Source organism: Enterobacter sp. E14S, from assembly GCF_055666685.1.
The window spans coordinates 306,987-327,631 of the sequence record NZ_JBVODQ010000003.1 but is presented as its reverse complement, the minus strand read 5'-3'; the positions used below and the strand labels follow the sequence as shown (position 1 = coordinate 327,631).

Below are 20,645 nucleotides of genomic sequence, written 5' to 3'. Positions count from 1 at the left end.
GTCAGCCTCCGAACAGGTGGTTAAAACGCTCGATCTCAACCCACTCACCTGCTTCCACATTGCCGCGCTCGCGCTCCAGCACGATAAAGCAGTTGCCCTGGCTGAAGGAGCTGAAAATGTGTGAGCCCTGGTGCCCGGTAGTGCTCACTTCCAGCTCTCCGTCCGCGTTGCGCGCCAGGATGCCGCGCTGGAAATCGAGACGACCCGGCGATTTTTTCAGGCGCGTGGCGGCGCGCACGCGCTGGCGTTCCGGCAGCGGGCTGGCGCTGTTGCCGGAAAGCTTCGCCAGCAGCGGGATCACCAGCTGGTAGAAGGTGAGTGCCGCCGAGACCGGATTACCCGGCAGGCCACAGAACCAGCTGTGTTGCAGCTTGCCAAACGCGAACGGTTTTCCCGGCTTGATGGCCAGCTTCCAGAAGGCGATTTCGCCCAGCTCTTCAAGGATGGTTTTGGTGTAATCCGCTTCGCCCACGGAGACGCCGCCGGAGCTGATGACCACGTCGGCAGCGTTATCCGCCTCGATAAACGCGGCGCGCAGTTTTTCCGGATCGTCAGGAATAATGCCGAGGTTAATCACCTCGCAGCCCAGCTGCTCAAGCATCAGGTGTACCGCCAGGCGGTTGGTATCGTAAATCTGGCCCTCCTGCAGCGGCTGGCCCGGAAGCTGAAGTTCGTCGCCGGTGGAGAAAACGGCCACGCGCACTTTACGGATAACGTCGATTTCAGCCACGCCGAGCGACGCCAGCACCGGTAGCTCACCTGCCGTCAGCTTCTGCCCGGCAGAAAAGACCGTCGCGCCAAGGGTGATATCTTCGCCCGTGCGGCGGATGTTCTGGCCCGCTTTAACGTTCGCGGTAAAACGCACGCCGTTGTCGGTCTGTTCGGTCTCTTCCTGCATCACCACGGCGTCGCAGCCGGCCGGAACCGGCGCGCCGGTCATGATGCGCACGCAGGTGCCCGCAGGCCATTCACCGCTAAACGGCTGGCCCGCAAAGGCTTTACCCGCCACCGGCAGGGCGTTACCCGTCTGGAGATCCGCCAGGCGTACCGCGTAACCGTCCATCGCGGAATTATCAAACCCCGGCACGTTAAGCGGAGAGACGATATCGCGCGCGGCAATACGGCCAAAACAGCGCACGAGGGGCAGCGTCTCAACGTCATGCAGCGGGGAAACTCGGTCAAGCATCTGCGTGAGTGCCGTCTCAAGCGGCATCAGTCCGGCGGTAAAATCCATGGTGGGCTCCTGCGGAGTAACAACGAAAGCGGTCATTATGGCAGAAAAGTGCGGCTAACTGTATGACCCGATGGGTGTACGCTTTACATCACAGTTACGTCTTTCTATATTCAAAAATCATCTGAAGTTTCATCGACGATAATGATATTTATAGAAAAAGCCGCAAATCAGGCTAACGGGTGATGCGAATGGTTAATGCGGTAATCGCAATTCATGGTGGCGCCGGGGCAATCACCCGAGCACAGCTCAGTCCCGAGCAGGAAAAGCGCTATATCGACGCGCTTTACGCCATTGTGGAAACGGGTCAGAAAATGCTGGAAGCGGGCGAAAGCGCGCTGGATGTGGTCACCGAGGCGGTGCGCCTGCTGGAAGAGTGCCCGTTGTTTAACGCGGGGATCGGTTCGGTCTTTACCCGGGATGAAACGCACGAGCTGGATGCCTGCGTGATGGACGGTATTACCCTGAAAGCGGGCGCCGTGGCGGGCGTGAGTCATCTGCGTAATCCGGTGCTGGCGGCGCGCCTGGTGATGGAGGCGAGTCCGCACGTGCTGCTGACGGGGGCCGGGGCAGAGGCGTTTGCCTTCGGGCACGGGATGGAACCGGTATCGCCGGATCTGTTTTCCACGGAGGAGCGCTATCAGCAGCTGCTGGAGGCTCGTTCGGCGGGCATGACGCAGCTTGACCATACAGCGCCGCTGGATGAAACCACCAAAATGGGCACGGTCGGCGCGGTGGCGCTGGATAAGGCCGGAAACCTCGCGGCGGCAACCTCAACGGGCGGGATGACCAACAAGCTGCCCGGGCGCGTCGGCGATAGCCCGCTGCCGGGCGCCGGCTGCTATGCCAACAACGCCACGGCCGCCGTGTCCTGTACCGGAACCGGGGAAGTGTTTATCCGCGCCCTCGCGGCCTACGACATCACCGCGCTGATGGATTACGGCGGTTTAAGCCTCAGCGAAGCCTGCGAGCGCGTGGTGATGGAGAAACTGCCCGCCCTGGGCGGTGTCGGCGGGTTGATTGCGGTGGATCGTGAGGGCAACGTGGCTCTGCCGTTCAACAGCGAAGGCATGTATCGCGCCTGGGGTTATGCCGGTGATGAACCGAGCACGGGCATCTATCGTGAATAAGGGGGCAGCGCGTGCCGCACAGTGAAGAACTGGACAACCGCGAAGTGCTGGCTGTCCATCAGCTCAATATTGCGTTTCAGGAAGAGCGGCAGTTCATCCCCGCAGTACAGAATTTATCGTTCACGCTCAGGCGCGGCGAGACGCTGGCGATTGTTGGCGAGTCCGGCTCCGGTAAATCGGTCACCGCGCTGGCGCTGATGCGCCTGCTGGAACAGACGGGCGGGCAAATCAGCAGCGAGAAAATGCTCCTGCGCCGCCGTAACCGTCAGGTTATTGATTTAAATGAGCTGAGCGGTTCGCAGATGCAGGGCGTGCGCGGGGCGGACATTGCGATGATCTTTCAGGAGCCGATGACCTCCCTGAACCCGGTTTTCCCGGTCGGGGAACAAATCGCCGAGTCCATCCGCCTGCATCAGGGGCTGAGCGGCGATGAAGCGCTTAAAGAGGCCCGACGGATGCTGGAGCTGGTGCGCATTCCGGAGGCGCAGGCCATTCTGGGTCGCTACCCGCATCAGCTTTCCGGCGGCATGCGTCAGCGCGTCATGATTGCCATGGCGCTCTCCTGCCGTCCGGCGGTGCTGATCGCCGATGAACCGACGACGGCGCTGGACGTGACGATTCAGGCGCAGATCCTGCAGCTCATTAAAGTGCTGCAGCAGGAGATGGAGATGGGGGTGATTTTCATCACCCACGATATGGGCGTAGTCGCCGATATAGCCGATCGGGTGCTGGTGATGCACAAAGGCAGCGCGGTGGAAACCGGCCCGGTCGAGCAGATTTTTCACGCGCCCGTGCATCCTTACACCAAAGCGCTGCTGGCGGCGGTTCCGCGCCTGGGGGCGATGAACGGCAGCGATTTGCCGCGCCGCTTCCCCCTGATTTCTCTTGAGGCGTCTGAGCAGCAGGAGGATGAGCGCGAGCAGGACACCGTGGTGCCTGGTAAGCCCATTCTGGAAGTGCGCGATCTGGTCACCCGTTTTCCGCTGCGCAGCGGCATACTGAACCGCGTTAAGCGCGAAGTGCACGCGGTGGAAAACGTCAGCTTCGATCTCTGGCCGGGCGAAACGCTGGCGCTGGTGGGGGAGTCCGGCTGCGGTAAATCCACCACCGGACGCGCGTTGCTCCGTCTGGTGGAATCACAGGAAGGCAGCATTACCTTTAACGGCGAGCGCATTGATACCCTTCCGGACAGCAAGCTGCAGGCGGTGCGGCGGGATATTCAGTTTATTTTCCAGGACCCGTATGCCTCTCTCGATCCGCGCCACACGGTGGGGTATTCGATCATGGAGCCGCTGCGGGTGCATAACCTGCTCGACGGCGAAGCGGCCCAGCGTCGCGTGGCCTGGCTGCTGGAGCGCGTCGGCCTGAAGCCGGAGCACGCCTGGCGTTATCCGCACGAGTTTTCCGGCGGACAGCGGCAGCGTATCTGCATCGCCCGCGCGCTGGCGCTGAACCCGAAAGTGGTGATTGCCGATGAGTCCGTCTCGGCGCTGGATGTCTCTATCCGGGCGCAAATCATCAACCTGTTGCTGGATTTACAGCGGGATATGGGAATCGCCTTTCTGTTTATCTCGCACGATATGGCGGTGGTCGAGCGCATCAGCCATCGCGTGGCGGTGATGTTTATGGGGCAGATCGTGGAGATTGGGCCGCGAAGGGCGGTGTTTGAAAACCCGCTGCACCCGTACACCCGCAAGCTTATCGCGGCGGTCCCGGTTGCCGATCCCGCGCATCGTCACGGCCAGCGCGTGCTGCTGCAGGATGAAATGCCGAGCAATATTCATAAACGCGGCGAGGCCGTAGAGCGCGTGACGCTGCGCGAGGTCGAGCCGGGTCATTTCGTCGCTCCCCCGCGACAGGACAACGCTTTTTCGCGGTTATAACTTACAACAGGCAGGAGAACACAATGGTTACATTTGTAGCGCGTAGATGGTTGTTAGCCGCGAGCGTGACGGCAGCCCTGGCCGCTGCCCCCGCGTTCGCTGCCAAAGACGTGGTGGTTGCCGTCGGCTCGAATTTCACCACGCTCGATCCGTATGACGCTAACGACACGCTCTCTCAGGCGGTGGCGAAATCGTTCTATCAGGGCCTGTTTGGCCTCGATAAAGAGATGAAGCTCAAAAACGTGCTGGCGGAGGGGTACACCGTATCCGAGGACGGGCTGGTGTATACCATCAAGCTCAGAACCGGCGTGAAGTTCCAGGACGGGACAGACTTCAATGCGGAGGCGGTGAAGGTTAACCTGGACCGCGCCAGCAATCCGGAAAATAGCCTCAAGCGCTATAACCTGTATAAAAATATCGCCAGCACCGAGGTGGTCGACCCGGCGACGGTCAAAATCACCCTGAAAGAGCCGTTCTCCGCGTTTATCAATATTCTGGCGCATCCGGCAACGGCGATGATTTCCCCTGCCGCGCTGAAGAAATACGGCAAGGAGATCGGCTTCCACCCTGTTGGCACCGGCCCTTACGAACTGCTCACCTGGAACCAGACCGATTATGTAAAGGTGAAGAAATTCGCCGGATACTGGCAGCAGGGGCTGCCGAAGCTCGACACTATCACCTGGCGTCCGGTGGTGGACAACAACACCCGCGCGGCGATGCTGCAAACCGGCGAGGCGCAGTTTGCCTTCCCGATCCCGTATGAGCAGGCCGCCATTTTGCAGAAAAACAGCAAGCTGGAGCTGGTCGCCAGCCCGTCAATCATGCAGCGCTACATCAGCATGAACGTCACGCAAAAGCCGTTCGATAACCCGAAGGTGCGTGAAGCCATCAACTACGCCATTAACCGTCAGGCGCTGGTGAAGGTCGCCTTTGCCGGCTATGCCACTCCGGCCACCGGCGTGCTGCCGCCGGCGATCGCCTATGCGCAAAGCTATCAGCCGTGGCCGTACGATCCGGCTAAAGCGCGCGAGCTGCTGAAAGAGGCGGGCTTCCCGAACGGTTTCAGCACCACGCTGTGGTCCTCGCATAATCACAGTACCGCCCAGAAGGTGCTGCAGTTTACCCAGCAGCAGCTGGCGCAGGTGGGTATCAAGGTACAGGTCACCGCAATGGATGCCGGACAGCGTGCGGCAGAAGTGGAGGGGAAAGGGCAGAAAGAGAGCGGCGTTCGGATGTTCTACACCGGCTGGACGGCCTCAACCGGTGAAGCCGACTGGGCGCTGTCGCCGCTGTTTGCCTCGCAGAACTGGCCGCCAACCCTGTTCAACACCGCGTTTTACAGCAATCCGCAGGTGGATAAAGACCTGGCCGATGCCCTGAAAACCACCAAACCGGAAGAGAAGGCGCGCCTCTACAAAGACGCGCAGGATATTATCTGGAAAGAGTCACCGTGGGTGCCGCTGGTGGTGGAGAAACTGGTGTCAGCCCATAACAAAGCGTTGACCGGGTTCTACATCATGCCGGACACGGGCTTTAGCTTTGACGATGCGGATTTAAAATAAACCTCATGCTGAATTATGTTTGTAAACGCCTGCTGGGGCTTATTCCGACGCTGCTGATTGTGGCGGTCCTGGTGTTTTTGTTTGTCCATATGCTGCCGGGCGATCCGGCGCGTCTGGTCGCCGGGCCTGAGGCGGATGCCACCGTTATTGACCTGGTGCGTAAGCAGCTTGGCCTCGACCAGCCGCTGTATATGCAGTTTATCCACTATATCTGTAACGTTCTGCAGGGCGATTTTGGTATTTCGATGGTGTCGCGCCGTCCTGTGTCGGAGGAGATTGCCAGTCGCTTTATACCGACATTCTGGTTAACGATAGCCAGCATGAGCTGGGCGGTCGTGTTTGGGCTTGGCGCCGGGATTATCGCGGCCGTCTGGCGCAACCGCTGGCCGGACAAGCTCGGCATGGCGCTGGCGGTGACCGGCATCTCCTTCCCGGCGTTCGCGCTGGGGATGCTGCTGATGCAGGTCTTCTCCGTCGAACTGGGCTGGCTGCCGACCGTCGGGGCCGATACCTGGAAGCATTACATCCTGCCTTCCATGACGCTGGGCGCTGCCGTTTCGGCGGTGATGGCGCGCTTTACCCGCGCCTCGTTCGTTGACGTGCTGAGCGAAGATTATATTCGCACCGCGCGGGCGAAAGGGGTCAGCGAGAAGTGGGTCATTCTTAAGCACGGCTTTCGCAATGCGATGATCCCGGTGGTGACGATGATGGGGCTGCAGTTTGGCTTCCTGCTCGGCGGCTCGATCGTCGTGGAAAAGGTCTTCAACTGGCCGGGGCTGGGACGCCTGCTGGTCGATTCCGTCGAGATGCGCGACTACCCGGTGATTCAGGCGGAAGTCCTGCTTTTTTCGCTGGAGTTTATTCTTATCAACTTAGTGGTGGACGTGCTCTACGCCGCCATTAACCCGGCCATCAGGTACAAGTAAGATGCGATTGTTGAACTGGCGACGTCAGGCCGTTTTAAACGCCATGCCGGGGCTAAAACCGGACCACGTCCGCACCCCGTGGTCTGAATTCTGGCGGCGTTTTCGCCGCCAGCCGGTCGCGATGACCGCGGGGCTGTTTGTGCTGCTGCTGATTGCGGTGGCGGTGATTGCGCCGTGGGTGGCGCCGTTTGATGCTGAAAACTATTTTGACTACGACCGTCTGAACGACGGACCGTCGATGCTGCACTGGTTCGGCGTGGACTCCCTCGGGCGCGATATCTTTAGCCGCGTGCTGGTCGGGGCGCAGATTTCGCTTGCCGCCGGGGTGTTCGCGGTGCTGATCGGCGCGGCCATCGGTACCGTGCTGGGCCTCGTTGCCGGGTATTACGAAGGCTGGTGGGACCGCATCATCATGCGCATCTGCGACGTGCTGTTTGCTTTCCCCGGCATTCTGCTGGCGATTGCCGTGGTGGCGATCATGGGCAGCGGCATGGCGAACGTCATCATTGCGGTCGCGGTCTTTTCGATTCCGGCGTTTGCGCGTCTGGTGCGCGGCAACACGCTGGTGCTGAAACAGCAGACCTTTATCGAGTCCGCCCGCAGCATGGGTGCCAGCGACGCCACCATCCTGTTCAGCCATATTCTGCCGGGTACGGTGTCGTCCATCGTGGTCTATTTCACCATGCGTATCGGCGTGTCGATTATCTCGGCGGCCAGCCTGTCGTTTCTGGGGTTAGGCGCACAGCCTCCGACGCCGGAGTGGGGCGCGATGCTGAATGAGGCGAGGGCGGATATGGTGATTGCACCGCACGTGGCGATCTTCCCGAGTCTGGCTATTTTCCTCACCGTGCTGGCGTTTAACCTGCTGGGTGACGGGCTGCGCGACGCGCTGGATCCGAGGATTAAGGGGTAGTGCAGAGAAATGTGCCGGGCGGCGGCTACGCCTTACCCGGCCTACAACAGAGGAGTGGGGAGATTAAACCCGGCTACCCCACAGGTCATACTCGTCCGCGTTTTCAACCTTCACGCGAATAATATCACCCGGCTTAACGTTGGTTTCGCCGTTCAGGTACACCGCGCCGTCGATTTCCGGGGCATCGGCCATGCTGCGGCCAATCGCGCCTTCTTCGTCCACTTCATCAACGATGACCATGATCTCGCGGCCCACTTTTTCCTGCAGACGCTCGGCAGAGATCTGCTGCTGCAGCTGCATGAAGCGGTTCCAGCGCTCTTCTTTCACCTCTTCCGGCACCTGGTCCGCCAGCTCGTTGGCGGTTGCGCCTTCTACCGGGCTGTACTTGAAGCAGCCTACGCGGTCCAGACGCGCTTCTTTCAGGAAGTCGAGCAGCATCTGGAAGTCTTCTTCGGTTTCACCCGGGAAGCCGACGATGAAGGTGGAGCGCAGGGTCAGATCCGGGCAGATTTCACGCCACTGCTTGATGCGCGCCAGCTGGCGATCAACGGAGCCGGGACGCTTCATCAGCTTCAGGATACGCGGGCTGGCGTGCTGCAGCGGGATATCCAGGTACGGCAGAATTTTGCCTTCCGCCATCAGCGGGATCACGTCGTCAACGTGCGGGTACGGGTAGACGTAGTGCAGACGCGTCCAGATACCGAGCTTAGACAGCTGTTCGCACAGGCCGACCATGCTGGTTTTCACCGGCTCGCCGTTGTGGAAACCGGAGCGGTGTTTAACGTCCACGCCGTAAGCCGAGGTGTCCTGGGAGATGACCAGCAGCTCCTTCACGCCCGCGTCGGCCAGACGTTTAGCTTCCGCCAGCACTTCGCCAATCGGACGGCTCACCAGATCCCCACGCATGGACGGAATGATGCAGAAGGTGCAGCGATGGTTGCAGCCTTCGGAAATTTTTAAGTAAGCGTAGTGGCGCGGCGTCAGCTTCACGCCCTGCTCTGGCACCAGGCTCAGGAACGGGTTGTGCTTTGGTTTTGGCACGTAGTGATGAACATGTTCCAGCACCTGCTCGTAGCTGTGCGGACCGGTGATCTCCAGCACCTTCGGGTGCACTTCGCGGATCTGGTCTTCTTTCGCGCCCAGACAGCCGGTAACAATCACTTTGCCGTTTTCCGTCAGGGCTTCACCGATGGCTTCCAGTGACTCCTGAACCGCGCTGTCGATAAACCCGCAGGTGTTCACGATCACCATATCGGCGTTGTCGTAGCTTGGCACCACGTCATAGCCCTCGGTGCGCAGTTCGGTCAGGATGCGTTCGGAATCCACGAGGTTTTTCGGGCAGCCCAGGGAGACGAAGCCGATTTTCGGCTGGTGCGTAACATTGCTCATAGGTTAAAAATTCATCAATTATGGAGTTATCAGGGCGGGATTTTACAGCGTATCGCGGGGGATTTATACACTCTTTGCAAGGCGGATGCGTCGGGCAGACGTTGTAACATTGTAAATAATGTTAATCAGTTAATAAAAATTGATCCCAGGCATTAAACTGTACAAAAAATGAACTTATCCTGACTATGCACAATGGCTGACAGAGGAGGAAAGAGCATGACCGTTGACAGACTAAAACGCGATCTGCTTAACAAGCTGATCAACGCCCGAATCGACCTCGCCGCGTACCTGCAGTTGAGGAAGGCGAAAGGGTATATGTCAGTCAGCGAAAGCGAACATCTGCGTGATAACCTGTTTGAACTTTGCAATTTCATGCGTGAAAAAGCACCGACCCTGAAGGCGAAGTACGGCGAAAGTGAGCTGATCGCCCTGCGCCGCGCCGCTGAGGTACTTTCCATCGCTGGGGTATGTTTGATGAACGGACGCCACGACTGCCCGAATTTTATCGCTGTTAACGCGGAGAAGCTTGAAAACTGCCTGACCACGCTCTCTCTATGCATCATGTGCCTGAACGAGCACGAGAAGCTTGAACAGCACTGACCCAGGGGGAGGCAACTCCCCCTTCTGATTAAGCTTTTGTAAAAGTGGTAACGCGCCCGGATGCAGTGGCTAACCTTTATGCCATATGCCGATAAAGGAGCGCGTTATGCCTCGATCCTCGCTAATTTCCCTGCCTGCGCTGTTCATTCCGTTTTCGCTTTTTGCTGCCCCAGAGGCGGTCAAGGTCGAGGTGCTGCAAAATAAACTCGATCGCCCCTGGTCTCTGGCGTTCCTGCCCAACAATAAAGGCCTGCTGGTGACCCTGAAGGGCGGTCAGCTCAAACGCTGGCAGGCCGGAAAAGGGCTGTCCGATCCGATTGTCGGCGTGCCGAAGGTCTGGGCAAACGGTCAGGGAGGATTGCTGGACGTGGCCCTCGCCCCGGATTTTGAAAAATCGCGCCGCATCTGGCTGAGCTTCGCCGAAGCAGGGAGTGACGGCAAGGCCGGAACGGCGGTGGGCTATGGCCGATTGAGCGACGATCTGACGCGCATTGAAGCTTTCCAGGTAGTGTTCCGCCAGATGCCGAAACTCTCCACCGGAAACCATTTTGGCGGGCGACTGGTGTTCGACGGTAAAGGCTCGCTCTTTATCGGACTCGGCGAGAATAACCAGCGTCCGACGGCGCAGGATCTGGATAAATTGCAGGGTAAAGTCGTGCGCCTCACCGAAGACGGAAAAGTGCCGCCGGATAACCCCTTTGTGAATACTCCCGGCGCGCGACCCGAAATCTGGTCCTACGGCATTCGCAACCCGCAGGGGATGGCGATGAATCCCTGGAGCGACACGCTGTGGCTGAACGAGCACGGCCCGCGCGGCGGGGATGAGATCAACATTCCGGAAAAAGGAAAGAACTACGGCTGGCCGCTGGCGACGCACGGCATTAACTACAGCGGTCTGAAAATTCCAGAAGCCAAAGGCGAGCACGTTGAGGGAACCGAAAAACCGCTGTTCGTCTGGAAAGTGTCACCTGCGGTGAGCGGCATGGCGTTCTACAACAGCGACGTTTTCCCGCAGTGGAAAAACAAGCTGTTTATTGGGGCGCTGAAGGAAAAGGACGTTATTGTGCTGAGCGTGGAGGGTAATAAGGTGACGGAAGACGGGCGAATCCTGGGCGATCGGAATCAACGTATTCGCGATGTGCGGGTGGGGCCGGACGGCTATTTATATGTGCTGACCGACGAGACGGACGGGCAGCTGTTAAAAGTCAGCCCGTCCGGTGCGTAATCAGGTGACCGGGATCATTACCACGTTGCGGTACGCCGGGCGATCGCTCAGCTGTTTTAGCCAGCGCTCAAGATGAGGGCGCGGCGTCCACTTCAGGCCGAGGTTGGTCAGGTTCCAGACGAACGGCGCCACGGCAATATCGCCCACGCCGAACGCTTCACCGGAGAACCAGGCGTGCTTCGCCAGTTCGTCATCCATCATCGCAAACAGGTTTTCACACGCATCCTGAGCGGCATGAATGGCAGGGTAGTCGCGCTCGGCTTCAGGGGTTCTGACTAACCCCATCAGGATCACGCGGTGGGTTGGCGATAGTGTCTGATTCGCCCAGTCCATCCACTTTTCACCCTGGGCGCGACGGGCTGGGCTTTCCACCCACAGGCGGCCCTGACCGTACTGAGCGGCAAGGTAACGCACAATGGTATTGGATTCCCAAAGCGTCGCGTCTGTTTCATCATCGCGCAGCAGCGGCACCAGGCCGTTCGGGTTCATCGCCAGATAGTCGGCCTCTTTGTTCACGCCGAACGACATGCCGGCCATGATTTGATTGAACGGTAAATCCAGCTCCTCGAGCGTCCAGAGCACTTTCTTAACGTTGGTCGAGTTGTTCCTGCCCCATAGCGTAATCATATTTACTCCTGATGAGTTGTGAATCCGGGTCAGCTTTCGCCATGGTGAGATAAACCTAACAATTACGCAACAGAAGACAAAAAAATCGTCTGAATCAAAGCGTATCTGAATGTTATTGCATAAACTTTAATAACTTTACCCTCGTTGGGTTTCTTTAACCGTTTTAGTGCGCTATTACTCATCGCTTCTTGCGACACGGTGATGTGACGTAATTTTTGAATGGACACTCGGGTGGCATTTATGACGCGTAAAATGACTTCTCTGCGCAGCCTTGCGACAGGCTCTGCGCTCCTTTTCCTGTTTGCACCAACGCTCTACGCAGCTGAACAGGCTGCGCCCGAAGCGCCGCCTGTGGATGCGCGCGCCTGGATCCTGATGGATTATTCCAGCGGTAAAGTGCTGGCGGAAGGGAATGCGGATGAGAAACTCGATCCGGCAAGCCTGACCAAAATCATGACCAGCTATGTGGTCGGCCAGGCGCTGAAAGCGGGCAAGATCAAGCTGGACGATATGGTCACCATCGGGAAGGATGCCTGGGCGACCGGCAACCCGGCGCTGCGGGGCTCTTCGGTGATGTTCCTGAAGCCGGGGGATCAGGTCTCCGTTTCCGATCTGAACAAAGGGGTAATTATTCAGTCGGGAAATGATGCGTGCATCGCGCTGGCCGATTACGTTGCCGGCAGCCAGGATTCTTTCATTGGCTTGATGAATGGTTACGCGCAGAAACTGGGCTTAACCAACACCACGTTCAAAACGGTTCACGGTCTGGATTCGCCGGGACAGTTCAGTACCGCGCGCGACATGGCGCTGCTGGGAAAAGCGCTGATCCACGACGTGCCGGATGAATACGCCATCCATAAAGAGAAAGAGTTTACCTTCAATAAAATCCGCCAGCCGAACCGCAACCGCCTGCTGTGGAGCAGCAACGTTAACGTGGACGGGATGAAAACCGGCACCACGGCGGGCGCGGGCTATAACCTGGTGGCCTCCGCGACCCAGGGCGACATGCGCCTGATTTCGGTGGTGCTGGGCACCAAAACCGACCGTATTCGCTTTAATGAGTCAGAAAAACTGCTGACCTGGGGCTTCCGCTTCTATGAAACCGTGACGCCGATTAAACCGGATGCCACCTTCGTCAGCCAGCGCGTCTGGTTCGGTGACAAGAGCGAAGTGAATCTGGGCGCTGGTGAGGCCGGTTCCGTGACCATTCCGCGCGGTCAGCTGAAAAACCTGAAGGCCAGCTTTACCCTGACCGACCCGCAGCTCACGGCGCCGCTGAAAAAAGGCCAGGTGGTCGGGACGATTGATTTCCAGCTAAACGGTAAGTCGATTGAACAGCGTCCGCTGATTGTGATGGAAGCGGTGGAAGAGGGCGGCTTCTTCAGCCGGATGTGGGATTTCGTGATGATGAAATTCCACGGGTGGTTTGGCAGCTGGTTTAGCTAAGTTTTTTGCCGGGTGGCGCTGCGCTTACCCGGCCTACGTTTTTTCTCCCTCTCCCTGTGGGAGAGGGCCGGGGTGAGGGCATCAGACCGCACCCCTCTTAATACATCAACTTCACCTGCTGCGCCTTCGCGTGGGCCACAATCTCGTCGTCCGGGCGGCAGTCGCTGACGATGGCGTCAAACTGCGCCAGCTCGCCCATTCTTGCCGAACGCACCTTGCCAAACTTGCTGTGATCGACCACCAGCACATGATACTGCGCCGCGCTTAACGCCCAGTGTTTCACCGGCAGCTCTTCCAGGTTAAAGCAGGTCGCGCCCTGACGCACGTTGACGCCTGCGGCGGAATAAAACGCGATATCCGGGCATAAATTGCTGAGCGTGTCCTGCAGGTTAAGCGGCTTAAAGATGGCGTTGCTGGCGTGAAACTCACCGCCGCAGAGGATCACCCGGCACTCGGGTTTCTCCTGAAGCGCCAGAAAGGTGTTCAGGGAGTAGCACACGGCGGTGAAAGGAATGCTGCTGTCGATGGCTTCGATAATCCACGGCGTGGTCGTTCCGCAGTCAAAAAACAGCGTCTGGTGCGGCTGTACCAGTGAGGCCGCAAGCCGGGCGGCTTTGCGTTTCTCTTCCACCAGGCGCGTCTTCTGGTCGCTGATCAGGTAATGGCTGGCGCTGCGCGGCTCAAGCACAATATACCCGCCCAGCAGCACGACGGGGGCGCTTTCGCTGTTCAGATCCCGACGAATGGTCATCTCTGAGACGCCGAGGAGGCTGGCGGCTTCCTTAAGATGCAGCTTATCGCTGCGCTTCAGCGCCTGTAGCAGCTGAGCAATGCGGTCATCGCGACGTGTTTCCATAGTTCCTCGGGATAAAAAAAGTGAACCCCCGCAGGGCGGGGGTTCAAGTGTAACCTGTCAGGTTGGGGTTAGTCACGTATCCAGCCTTTGCGGATCGGGATAGCGAAAATGGCGCGATAGAGTGAAGACAGCGTGCGGTAGAGCGCTTCACCGAAGAGGCTCCACAGGATAGCCGCGCTCACGCAGCCAATCAGCCCGACCAGGAAACCGCCCACCATATCCAGCGGCCAGTGAACGCCCAGGTAAACGCGAGACCAGGCAATTGCCAGGGCCGCCACCATCAGGACCGCACCAGACCACAGGCGATGCCAGAACAGGAAAGCCAGCGCGAAGGTGAAGATCACCGTACCGTGATCGCTCGGGAACGAGTCATCCGGCGCGTGGTGCAGGAAGGTATAGCCGACATGATCGACAAAAGGACGATCGTGCGGGAAGGCGTGACCCAGAATGTAGCTCAGCAGTACGCTTACCCCGAGTGCCATCGCCACTTTAATCACCAGCTGGCGCTGCGCCTTCACCTGGCTGCGGGGCCCCCACAGCCAGAGAATCGCAGCCAGTGCAGGCACGATACTGATCAGATCTTTTGCCAGAAAGGTGGCAAAATCGATCGACCACTCAGGCGAGGCTGGCGTGGCGTTGATCAGATAAAACAGCTGATAATTCAGATTCTCTAACATAGCGTTATCACTCTTTAGCAAACCGGGTGGAAACAAGTCCGTAGACCACCACCTGGGAAAACCAGACCCACCACCCGGCCCACAGGTTGTGAGAGAAAAAATGCGCCCCGCGCATGACCTGGCCATAGCCCATCGCCAGACCTAACACCACGCCCAGCGCGACGAAGCACCAGGCAAGACGCGGACGCTCGCGCCAGAAGGCAAAAAACAGCCCCATCACCATAAAGCCGCTGGAGGCATGACCGCCGGGGAAACAGCGCCCCGGACCGCTGTCAGCAGGGACGGCGCTGAACAGGGGATAAGACATAGCCTTACCGCCATATTCCACCAGATCCCACGGGCAGCTGTGATGGCTCACGCTTTTCAGCACACCCACCACCAGCGCGCCAACGCCCATCAGCAGCGCCGCCGTGACCAGCCTTGCGTTACGCTTGTAGGCGCCGTAAAACAGCGCCACGGCGCCTAAGGCGATGGCAATGTACTTCGCCAGACGGTGGTTCAGCAGATCCAGCAGGTGGTCCTTCTGCAGCGGAAAGCTCTGCGTTGCCGCGTCATACCAAAAGCCGGTGATCCATCTGTCGAGCGCTTCATTGCGCGATAGCCAGGTGAAAAGCACGGCAAGGGCGATCAGTACGAAAAGCTGATAACCATAAAAGCGGGTCGGCAAGCGGTAAAGTCGTTTTGTCTTATTTGTCTGTAAGTTAGACAATTCTGAACGGCTGGAGGTGAGTGCCATAATTTGGGATCGTTGACAAGTAATCGGGCTATCATAAAACTGTCAACTTAAGGAAACCTTAAACGAAGACGATATGTGCTTTATTTCTGTTTATCCTCGATAAATCACTATCTCGGGCTGCGGCATTTCATTAAACTCGTCGCGATTTTGTCATTATTAAGAGATTGCATGTTAAACCGTTCTTCTTCTGGTTCACGTCTGGGTCGTCAGGCGTTGCTTTTCCCCCTGTGTCTGGTGCTCTACGAATTCTCTACCTATATCGGCAACGATATGATCCAGCCCGGTATGCTGACCGTTGTGGCGCAGTACAACGCGGGAATTGAGTGGGTACCGACCTCCATGACCGCCTATCTGGCCGGCGGCATGTTTTTACAGTGGCTGTTAGGGCCGCTGTCGGATCGTATTGGCCGCCGTCCGGTGATGCTGACGGGCGTGGTGTGGTTCATCGTCACCTGTCTCGCCACGCTGCTGGCGCAAAACATTGAACAATTTACCCTGCTGCGCTTCCTGCAGGGGGTGAGCCTGTGCTTTATCGGCGCCGTGGGGTATGCCGCCATTCAGGAGTCGTTTGAAGAGGCGGTGTGTATCAAGATTACCGCGCTGATGGCGAACGTGGCGCTGATCGCCCCCTTACTCGGGCCGCTGGTGGGTGCCGCGTGGGTGCACGTTGCGCCGTGGGAAGGGATGTTTGTGCTCTTTGCGCTTCTCGCCGCCTTCGCGTTCTTTGGCCTGCACCGTGCGATGCCGGAAACGGCTACCCGCATCGGCGAGAAACTCTCGCTGAAAGAGCTGGGTCGGGATTACAAAGAAGTGCTGAAGAACGGCCGCTTTGTGGCGGGCGCGCTGGCGACCGGGTTCGTTAGCCTGCCGCTGCTGGCCTGGATCGCGCAGTCGCCGGTCATTATCATCAGCGGTGAAAAGCTCAGCAGCTACGAGTATGGCCTGCTGCAGGTGCCGATCTTTGGCGCGCTGATTATCGGGAACCTGGTGCTGGCTCGCCTGACGTCACGCCGCACCGTGCGTTCACTGATTATCATGGGCGGCTGGCCGATTGCGGCAGGGCTGATTCTGGCTGCGGTGGCGACCGTCGCGTCATCCCACGCCTACCTGTGGATGACGGCGGGGCTCAGCCTCTATGCCTTCGGAATTGGCGTGGCCAACGCCGGGCTGGTACGCCTGACGCTGTTTGCCAGCGAGATGAGTAAAGGCACGGTGTCAGCGGCGATGGGGATGCTGCAGATGCTGATTTTTACCGTCGGTATCGAAGTGAGCAAGCATGCCTACGCGATGGGCGGCAACGGGCTGTTCAGCCTGTTTAACCTCGCCAACGGCGCGCTGTGGGTTGGCCTGATGGTGGTGTTCCTGAAAGACAAACGCGTCGGAAACGCCCTGCAACCATAATCTTTTTTCCCTCTCCCCTTTGGGGAGAGGGCCAGGGTGAGGGGCGAGGGCACCAGATCGCCCGCGGTCAATTAAACGGCGCCTCCCCGTTCAACACCTTCTCAATCACGTCTAAAACGCCTTCATCGTTATTGTGCGGCGCTTCAAAACGCGCCACCGCTTTAATATGCGGTCTGGCATTCGCCATCGCAAAGCTGAACCCGGACTGACGCAGCATCTCCACGTCGTTGCCGCTGTCGCCGAAGGCCACCACTTCGCTGTCGTCAATGCCCCAGCGCTTTTGCAGGATCCGCAGACCGTTGGCTTTATGCACGCCGGGGATGATCAGGTCGATACTGCCGTGACCGGTCGTGACGGGCACCATGATGTCGCTCAGCTTTTCATGCAGCAGCGCCTGAATCCGCGGAATTTCATCGTCAGACACGTTAAGCCCGAACTTGAAGAAAATATCGTTCAGGTTGTCAAAATCACTCACCATTTCGAGACGGTGATAGTACTTCGCCGCGATATCCTTAAAGCCCTCGTCATAGCATTTCAGCGTGTACGCGCTGCTTTTCCCGCAGGCGATGATCTCAATGCCCGGAACGTCGTTTAAGACGTTCGCGACGGTCTCGAAATGGGCTTTCGACAGTTCACCGTTAAAGACATCTTCACCTTCGCTCACGACCCAGCCGCCGTTTTCGGCGACAAACGCAATCTCATGCGCGATCTCCGGGAAAAACGAGATCAGCTGGTAATACTGGTTGCCGCTGGCGACCACGAAGCGAATGCCTTGCGCCTTCATGCGGGCGTACTGCGCCAGAAAGCGCGGCCGATTATAGGTCTTGGCATCGCTCAGAAAAGTACCATCCATGTCGACGGCGATCAGTTTAACGCTCATATCCCTTCTCCAGTGTCGTTTGATTCGTTTCCGGCTTTGCCACCGCGCGCGCCACCAGCGACGCGATGATGACCAACCCTAACACCACCAGCATGGCGCTGCGCAGCCCGTAGTGCTCGCCGAGGAAGCCGAGCAGCGGCGGCCCGACCAGGAAGGCGAGATAACCCGTGGTTGCCACCACGCTGACGCGCGTCGGGGCATCCGGGCCGGTGTCGCTGGCGGCTGAAATGGTCAGCGGGAAGCCGAGCGACGCGCCCAGTCCCCAGAGGATCACCGAGACCCCGGCAATCCAGTCCACGTCGACAAAGATGATCATCGCTATACCCAGGCCGCCCAGCAGGGCGCTGGCGCGCACCACCGCCACGCGGCTGTAGCGGTCGATAAACCAGCCGCCGGTGAAGCGACCCACGGTCATCCCCAGCGTAAACCCGGCGTAAATCAGCGAGCCGGAGGTTGGGCTAAAGCCGTGACCGTCTACCATCAGCAGCGGCAGCCAGTCGTTGGCGGAACCTTCCGCGAACGCCATCGCCAGCACCACCACGCCGATCAGCATCAGTTGAAAATCGCGGTAGAAGGGCAGCCCTTTTTCGGCCGAGTGCTGTTCGTCAGCGGAGTTCTTACCGGTGCCGTCCGGGATGGCCCGGATGCCGGTCAGAATCGGAATGATGCACACCAGCGCCGCCAGCAGGATATGCAGGTTCGCGCTCACGCCGGTGGCCGTCAGCGCCATCCCCACGCCCGCACCGGCCAGCGTGCCGAGGCTGTAAAAACCGTGCATCATCGGCAGCACGGTTTTGTTCATCTCACGTTCGACCGCCGCCCCTTCAACGTTGATGGCAACTTCAGCCGAACCGAAGCTGCCGCCAAATACCGTCAGGCCCAGGGCGAACAGCACCGGCGAGGCAAACCACAGCGCCACGCTCAGTATCCCCATCCCGAACACGGCAAAGCACATGGTGGTGCGGATCACCGCCCGAGTACCGAAACGCTTAACCAACCACGCGGAGCAGAGAATGCCGCTCATGGAGCCTATCGACAGGCCGAACAGCACGATGCCCATCTCAGCGGTAGAAACGGACAAAATATCGCGAATGGCGGGGGTACGCGTGGCCCAGGAGGCCATCAGCAGGCCGGGAATGAAGAAGAACATAAACAGCGCCCACAGGCGTCGCTGCAGGGCTTTACGGGGAGAGGTCAGCGTCATTGGGGTAGCACCAGAAGTACAACAATAGCGACAACACTAGCAAGTTTGTGTACATTTGTACACAAACCACGTGAGGAATTTATGAGCAGACCACCGAACGATCCGCATCGACGGGAGAAGATCCTGCAGGCAACGCTCGATACCATTGCCGAGCACGGTATTCACGCCGTCACGCACCGTAAAATCGCCACCTGCGCGGGCGTGCCTCTGGGGTCGATGACCTACTATTTCGACGGCATGGAGCCGCTGCTGGAGGAGGCCTTCACGTGGTTTACCCGGCAGATGTCGCAGCAGTACCGGGATTTCTTTGCCGGCGTCACCGGGCCGGAAATGGCGTGCGAATCTATCACCACGCTGATCCACAGCTCCCAGGTGACCACGCCGCACAACATGGCGCTGATGTATCAGCTCTACGCCTTTATGCACCGCAGCGCGGCGCTCAAAACGGTGATGCAGGACTGGATGAGGATGAGCCAGACCACGCTGGAGCAGTGGTTCGACCCTGTCACCACCCGCGCGCTGGACGCGTTTATCGAAGGGATGACGCTGCACTATGTCACCGACCGGGCGCCGTTAACCCGCGAAGAGATCCGGGCGATGGTGGGCAGGATTGCGGGCGAGAACGGCCGCTAGGTTGCGCCCGCGGTCATATTGACGGTGGTTCCCGTGATGGCGCCTGCCGCATCTGATGCCAGAAACGTAATCGTGTCTGCCACCTGTGCCAGCGTAGGCAGGTTATGCGTCAGGGTACTTTGCGCGGCACCGCCGAGAAACTGCTCAACCGTAATCCCCATCGCCTGCGCCTTGGCGGTGAAAATGGTCCCCACATACGAACCCGCCTGCACCGCGTCGGCTATCGCGTGTGAACGCACGCACAGCACGCGAATATTGTGTGTCCCCAGTTCAGCCGCAAGCGCCCGGGTCAAGGCCTCCGTTCCCGCGCAGCCGACGATATGCCCGAGGTGGCCCGCCATTGTCATGTTGGCGGCGGGGGCGACGACGGTAATTATGGTCCCGCCATGCTCGCCGCCCATACGGGGCGACATGGCTTTCGCAATGTTAAAGTACGCGGCCAGGAAGGGGTCGAAACCCTGCCTGAACTCGCCGAGCGTTAACGCCTCAAGGCGTTTACCCTGATCGTGCATAAAGCCCGTGGCGTTGACGACAATATCTATGCGGGCAAGGTCCGGGAGCCGCGAGGAGTCGTCGAGAGCATCGAAAATAAACGTGCTGGCAGACCCTCCGGCGGCGCGAATACGGCTGGCGACCTGCTCCAGCCTGGCGTGGTCACGCGCGGCGAGGTACACATCCGCCCCTTCACGCGCCAGAGCGTGCGCCGCTGAACTGCCGATGGCGCCGCTGCCGCCGAAGATGATGGCGGTTTTGTTTTTAAAGCCCATACCTGCATACCCTCACCAGGATCAACCCTCAAAAGTATGTGCCGGGTTTCGGCTGATGCAACCTGGCCGATGGGTGGGGTATGCGGCTGGCAGGCCTTACTGCGCCATTTTCAATGGGTTACTTTGGCGAGATTTTTTTCCCGCTGGCGTCCACGACGGCTTCGCCATCCTCTTTCGTAAACGCCCCTTTCTGCACATCGGGCAGAATGTCGAGGACAACTTCAGAAGGGCGGCACAGGCGGGTGCCCAGCGGCGTTACCACGATCGGACGGTTAATCAGGATCGGGTGTTGCAGCATAAAATCGATAAGCTGCTCGTCGGTGAACGTATCTTCGGCAAGGCCGAGCTGCTCATAGGGCTCCACGTTTTTACGCAGCAGGTCCCGCACCGAAATGCCCATATCGGCAATCAGGGTGGTCAGCTTATTGCGCGACGGCGGGGTTTCCAGATAAAGGATAATCTCTGGCTCCGTGCCGCTGTTGCGGATCATCTCCAGCGTGTTGCGCGAGGTTCCGCAGGCCGGGTTGTGGTAAATGGTGATGTGGCTCATATCAGTGGC

The 20,645-nt window shown here is 58.9% G+C and carries 20 protein-coding genes; 10 read left to right on the top strand and 10 right to left on the bottom strand.

Annotated features, from left to right (window positions below; genetic code table 11):
• Position 1: 1 nt before the first annotated feature.
• Positions 2-1,234, bottom strand: a complete 1,233-nt coding sequence (moeA, locus tag ACZ6J2_RS09715) for a molybdopterin molybdotransferase MoeA (protein ID WP_471725580.1) — start codon at positions 1,232-1,234, stop codon at positions 2-4.
• A 188-nt stretch (positions 1,235-1,422) separates the two neighbouring features.
• On the opposite strand from moeA, the gene iaaA reads away from it, so the two are divergent.
• The 5 genes from iaaA to gsiD are packed head-to-tail and all read left to right on the top strand — an operon-like array spanning position 1,423 to position 7,645.
• Entirely contained in the window at positions 1,423-2,361 is a 939-nt protein-coding gene (iaaA, locus tag ACZ6J2_RS09710; protein ID WP_471725578.1) for a beta-aspartyl-peptidase, read from the top strand.
• Between the two features lie 11 nt (positions 2,362-2,372).
• On the top strand, positions 2,373-4,244 hold the full coding sequence (gene gsiA / locus ACZ6J2_RS09705) for a glutathione ABC transporter ATP-binding protein GsiA (protein WP_325760214.1): 1,872 nt from the start codon (positions 2,373-2,375) through the stop codon (positions 4,242-4,244).
• Positions 4,245-4,267: 23 nt separating this feature from the next.
• Complete coding sequence (gsiB, locus tag ACZ6J2_RS09700) at positions 4,268-5,806, top strand: glutathione ABC transporter substrate-binding protein GsiB (protein ID WP_252047379.1); 1,539 nt, start codon at positions 4,268-4,270, stop codon at positions 5,804-5,806.
• Between the two features lie 5 nt (positions 5,807-5,811).
• Complete coding sequence (gene gsiC, locus ACZ6J2_RS09695) at positions 5,812-6,732, top strand: glutathione ABC transporter permease GsiC (protein ID WP_471725576.1); 921 nt, start codon at positions 5,812-5,814, stop codon at positions 6,730-6,732.
• Position 6,733: 1 nt separating this feature from the next.
• A complete protein-coding gene (gene gsiD, locus ACZ6J2_RS09690; protein ID WP_024908682.1) occupies positions 6,734-7,645 on the top strand; it encodes a glutathione ABC transporter permease GsiD in 912 nt (303 codons plus the stop codon).
• 63 nt (positions 7,646-7,708) lie between these two features.
• Here the strand turns inward: gsiD and rimO are convergent, their stop codons facing one another.
• Positions 7,709-9,034: a 30S ribosomal protein S12 methylthiotransferase RimO gene (rimO, locus tag ACZ6J2_RS09685; RefSeq protein ID WP_023310913.1), complete on the bottom strand. Its 1,326-nt coding sequence runs from the start codon at positions 9,032-9,034 to the stop codon at positions 7,709-7,711.
• 216 nt (positions 9,035-9,250) lie between these two features.
• Here rimO and bssR point away from each other — a divergent pair, with 216 nt between their 5' ends.
• Positions 9,251-9,634: a biofilm formation regulator BssR gene (gene bssR, locus ACZ6J2_RS09680; protein ID WP_023310914.1), complete on the top strand. Its 384-nt coding sequence runs from the start codon at positions 9,251-9,253 to the stop codon at positions 9,632-9,634.
• A 106-nt stretch (positions 9,635-9,740) separates the two neighbouring features.
• The gene (locus ACZ6J2_RS09675; protein ID WP_471725574.1) at positions 9,741-10,859 is read left to right on the top strand and encodes a PQQ-dependent sugar dehydrogenase; all 1,119 of its coding nucleotides are present in this window, start codon (positions 9,741-9,743) and stop codon (positions 10,857-10,859) included.
• On the opposite strand, the gene ACZ6J2_RS09670 is transcribed toward ACZ6J2_RS09675, so the two are convergent.
• Positions 10,860-11,486, bottom strand: coding sequence for a glutathione S-transferase family protein (locus ACZ6J2_RS09670; RefSeq protein ID WP_039261465.1), 627 nt, complete (start codon positions 11,484-11,486; stop codon positions 10,860-10,862). It lies immediately after the preceding gene.
• A gap of 240 nt (positions 11,487-11,726) precedes the next feature.
• Here ACZ6J2_RS09670 and dacC point away from each other — a divergent pair, with 240 nt between their 5' ends.
• Positions 11,727-12,932, top strand: a complete 1,206-nt coding sequence (gene dacC, locus ACZ6J2_RS09665; protein WP_159513722.1) for a serine-type D-Ala-D-Ala carboxypeptidase — start codon at positions 11,727-11,729, stop codon at positions 12,930-12,932.
• Positions 12,933-13,029: 97 nt separating this feature from the next.
• On the opposite strand, the gene deoR is transcribed toward dacC, so the two are convergent.
• The 3 genes from deoR to ACZ6J2_RS09650 all read right to left on the bottom strand — a co-directional run bounded on the left by deoR (position 13,030) and on the right by ACZ6J2_RS09650 (position 15,201).
• Entirely contained in the window at positions 13,030-13,788 is a 759-nt protein-coding gene (gene deoR / locus ACZ6J2_RS09660) for a DNA-binding transcriptional repressor DeoR (RefSeq protein ID WP_471725573.1), read from the bottom strand.
• Positions 13,789-13,856: 68 nt separating this feature from the next.
• A complete protein-coding gene (gene ybjG / locus ACZ6J2_RS09655) occupies positions 13,857-14,465 on the bottom strand; it encodes an undecaprenyl-diphosphate phosphatase (RefSeq protein WP_033145031.1) in 609 nt (202 codons plus the stop codon).
• A gap of 7 nt (positions 14,466-14,472) precedes the next feature.
• A complete protein-coding gene (locus ACZ6J2_RS09650) occupies positions 14,473-15,201 on the bottom strand; it encodes a phosphatase PAP2 family protein (protein WP_339276906.1) in 729 nt (242 codons plus the stop codon).
• A 168-nt stretch (positions 15,202-15,369) separates the two neighbouring features.
• Here ACZ6J2_RS09650 and ACZ6J2_RS09645 point away from each other — a divergent pair, with 168 nt between their 5' ends.
• Entirely contained in the window at positions 15,370-16,602 is a 1,233-nt protein-coding gene (locus ACZ6J2_RS09645; RefSeq protein ID WP_257258240.1) for an MFS transporter, read from the top strand.
• Between the two features lie 67 nt (positions 16,603-16,669).
• Here the strand turns inward: ACZ6J2_RS09645 and ACZ6J2_RS09640 are convergent, their stop codons facing one another.
• Both ACZ6J2_RS09640 and ACZ6J2_RS09635 read right to left on the bottom strand, forming a co-directional pair.
• Positions 16,670-17,482 carry a Cof-type HAD-IIB family hydrolase gene (locus tag ACZ6J2_RS09640; RefSeq protein ID WP_193940165.1) on the bottom strand — a complete coding sequence of 271 codons (813 nt, stop codon included), beginning with the start codon at positions 17,480-17,482 and terminating at the stop codon, positions 16,670-16,672.
• Positions 17,472-18,686, bottom strand: coding sequence for an MFS transporter (locus tag ACZ6J2_RS09635; RefSeq protein WP_471725570.1), 1,215 nt, complete (start codon positions 18,684-18,686; stop codon positions 17,472-17,474). The genes ACZ6J2_RS09640 and ACZ6J2_RS09635 overlap by 11 nt, the downstream gene beginning before the upstream one ends.
• A gap of 81 nt (positions 18,687-18,767) precedes the next feature.
• Between ACZ6J2_RS09635 and ACZ6J2_RS09630 the strand changes: the two genes are divergently transcribed.
• Positions 18,768-19,319 carry a TetR/AcrR family transcriptional regulator gene (locus ACZ6J2_RS09630; RefSeq protein WP_471725568.1) on the top strand — a complete coding sequence of 184 codons (552 nt, stop codon included), beginning with the start codon at positions 18,768-18,770 and terminating at the stop codon, positions 19,317-19,319.
• Here the strand turns inward: ACZ6J2_RS09630 and ACZ6J2_RS09625 are convergent.
• Both ACZ6J2_RS09625 and arsC read right to left on the bottom strand, forming a co-directional pair.
• Positions 19,316-20,086 carry an SDR family NAD(P)-dependent oxidoreductase gene (locus ACZ6J2_RS09625; RefSeq protein WP_471725566.1) on the bottom strand — a complete coding sequence of 257 codons (771 nt, stop codon included), beginning with the start codon at positions 20,084-20,086 and terminating at the stop codon, positions 19,316-19,318. The genes ACZ6J2_RS09630 and ACZ6J2_RS09625 overlap by 4 nt on opposite strands.
• A gap of 118 nt (positions 20,087-20,204) precedes the next feature.
• Complete coding sequence (gene arsC / locus ACZ6J2_RS09620; protein ID WP_121425692.1) at positions 20,205-20,636, bottom strand: glutaredoxin-dependent arsenate reductase; 432 nt, start codon at positions 20,634-20,636, stop codon at positions 20,205-20,207.
• Between the last annotated feature and the right edge of the window lie 9 nt (positions 20,637-20,645).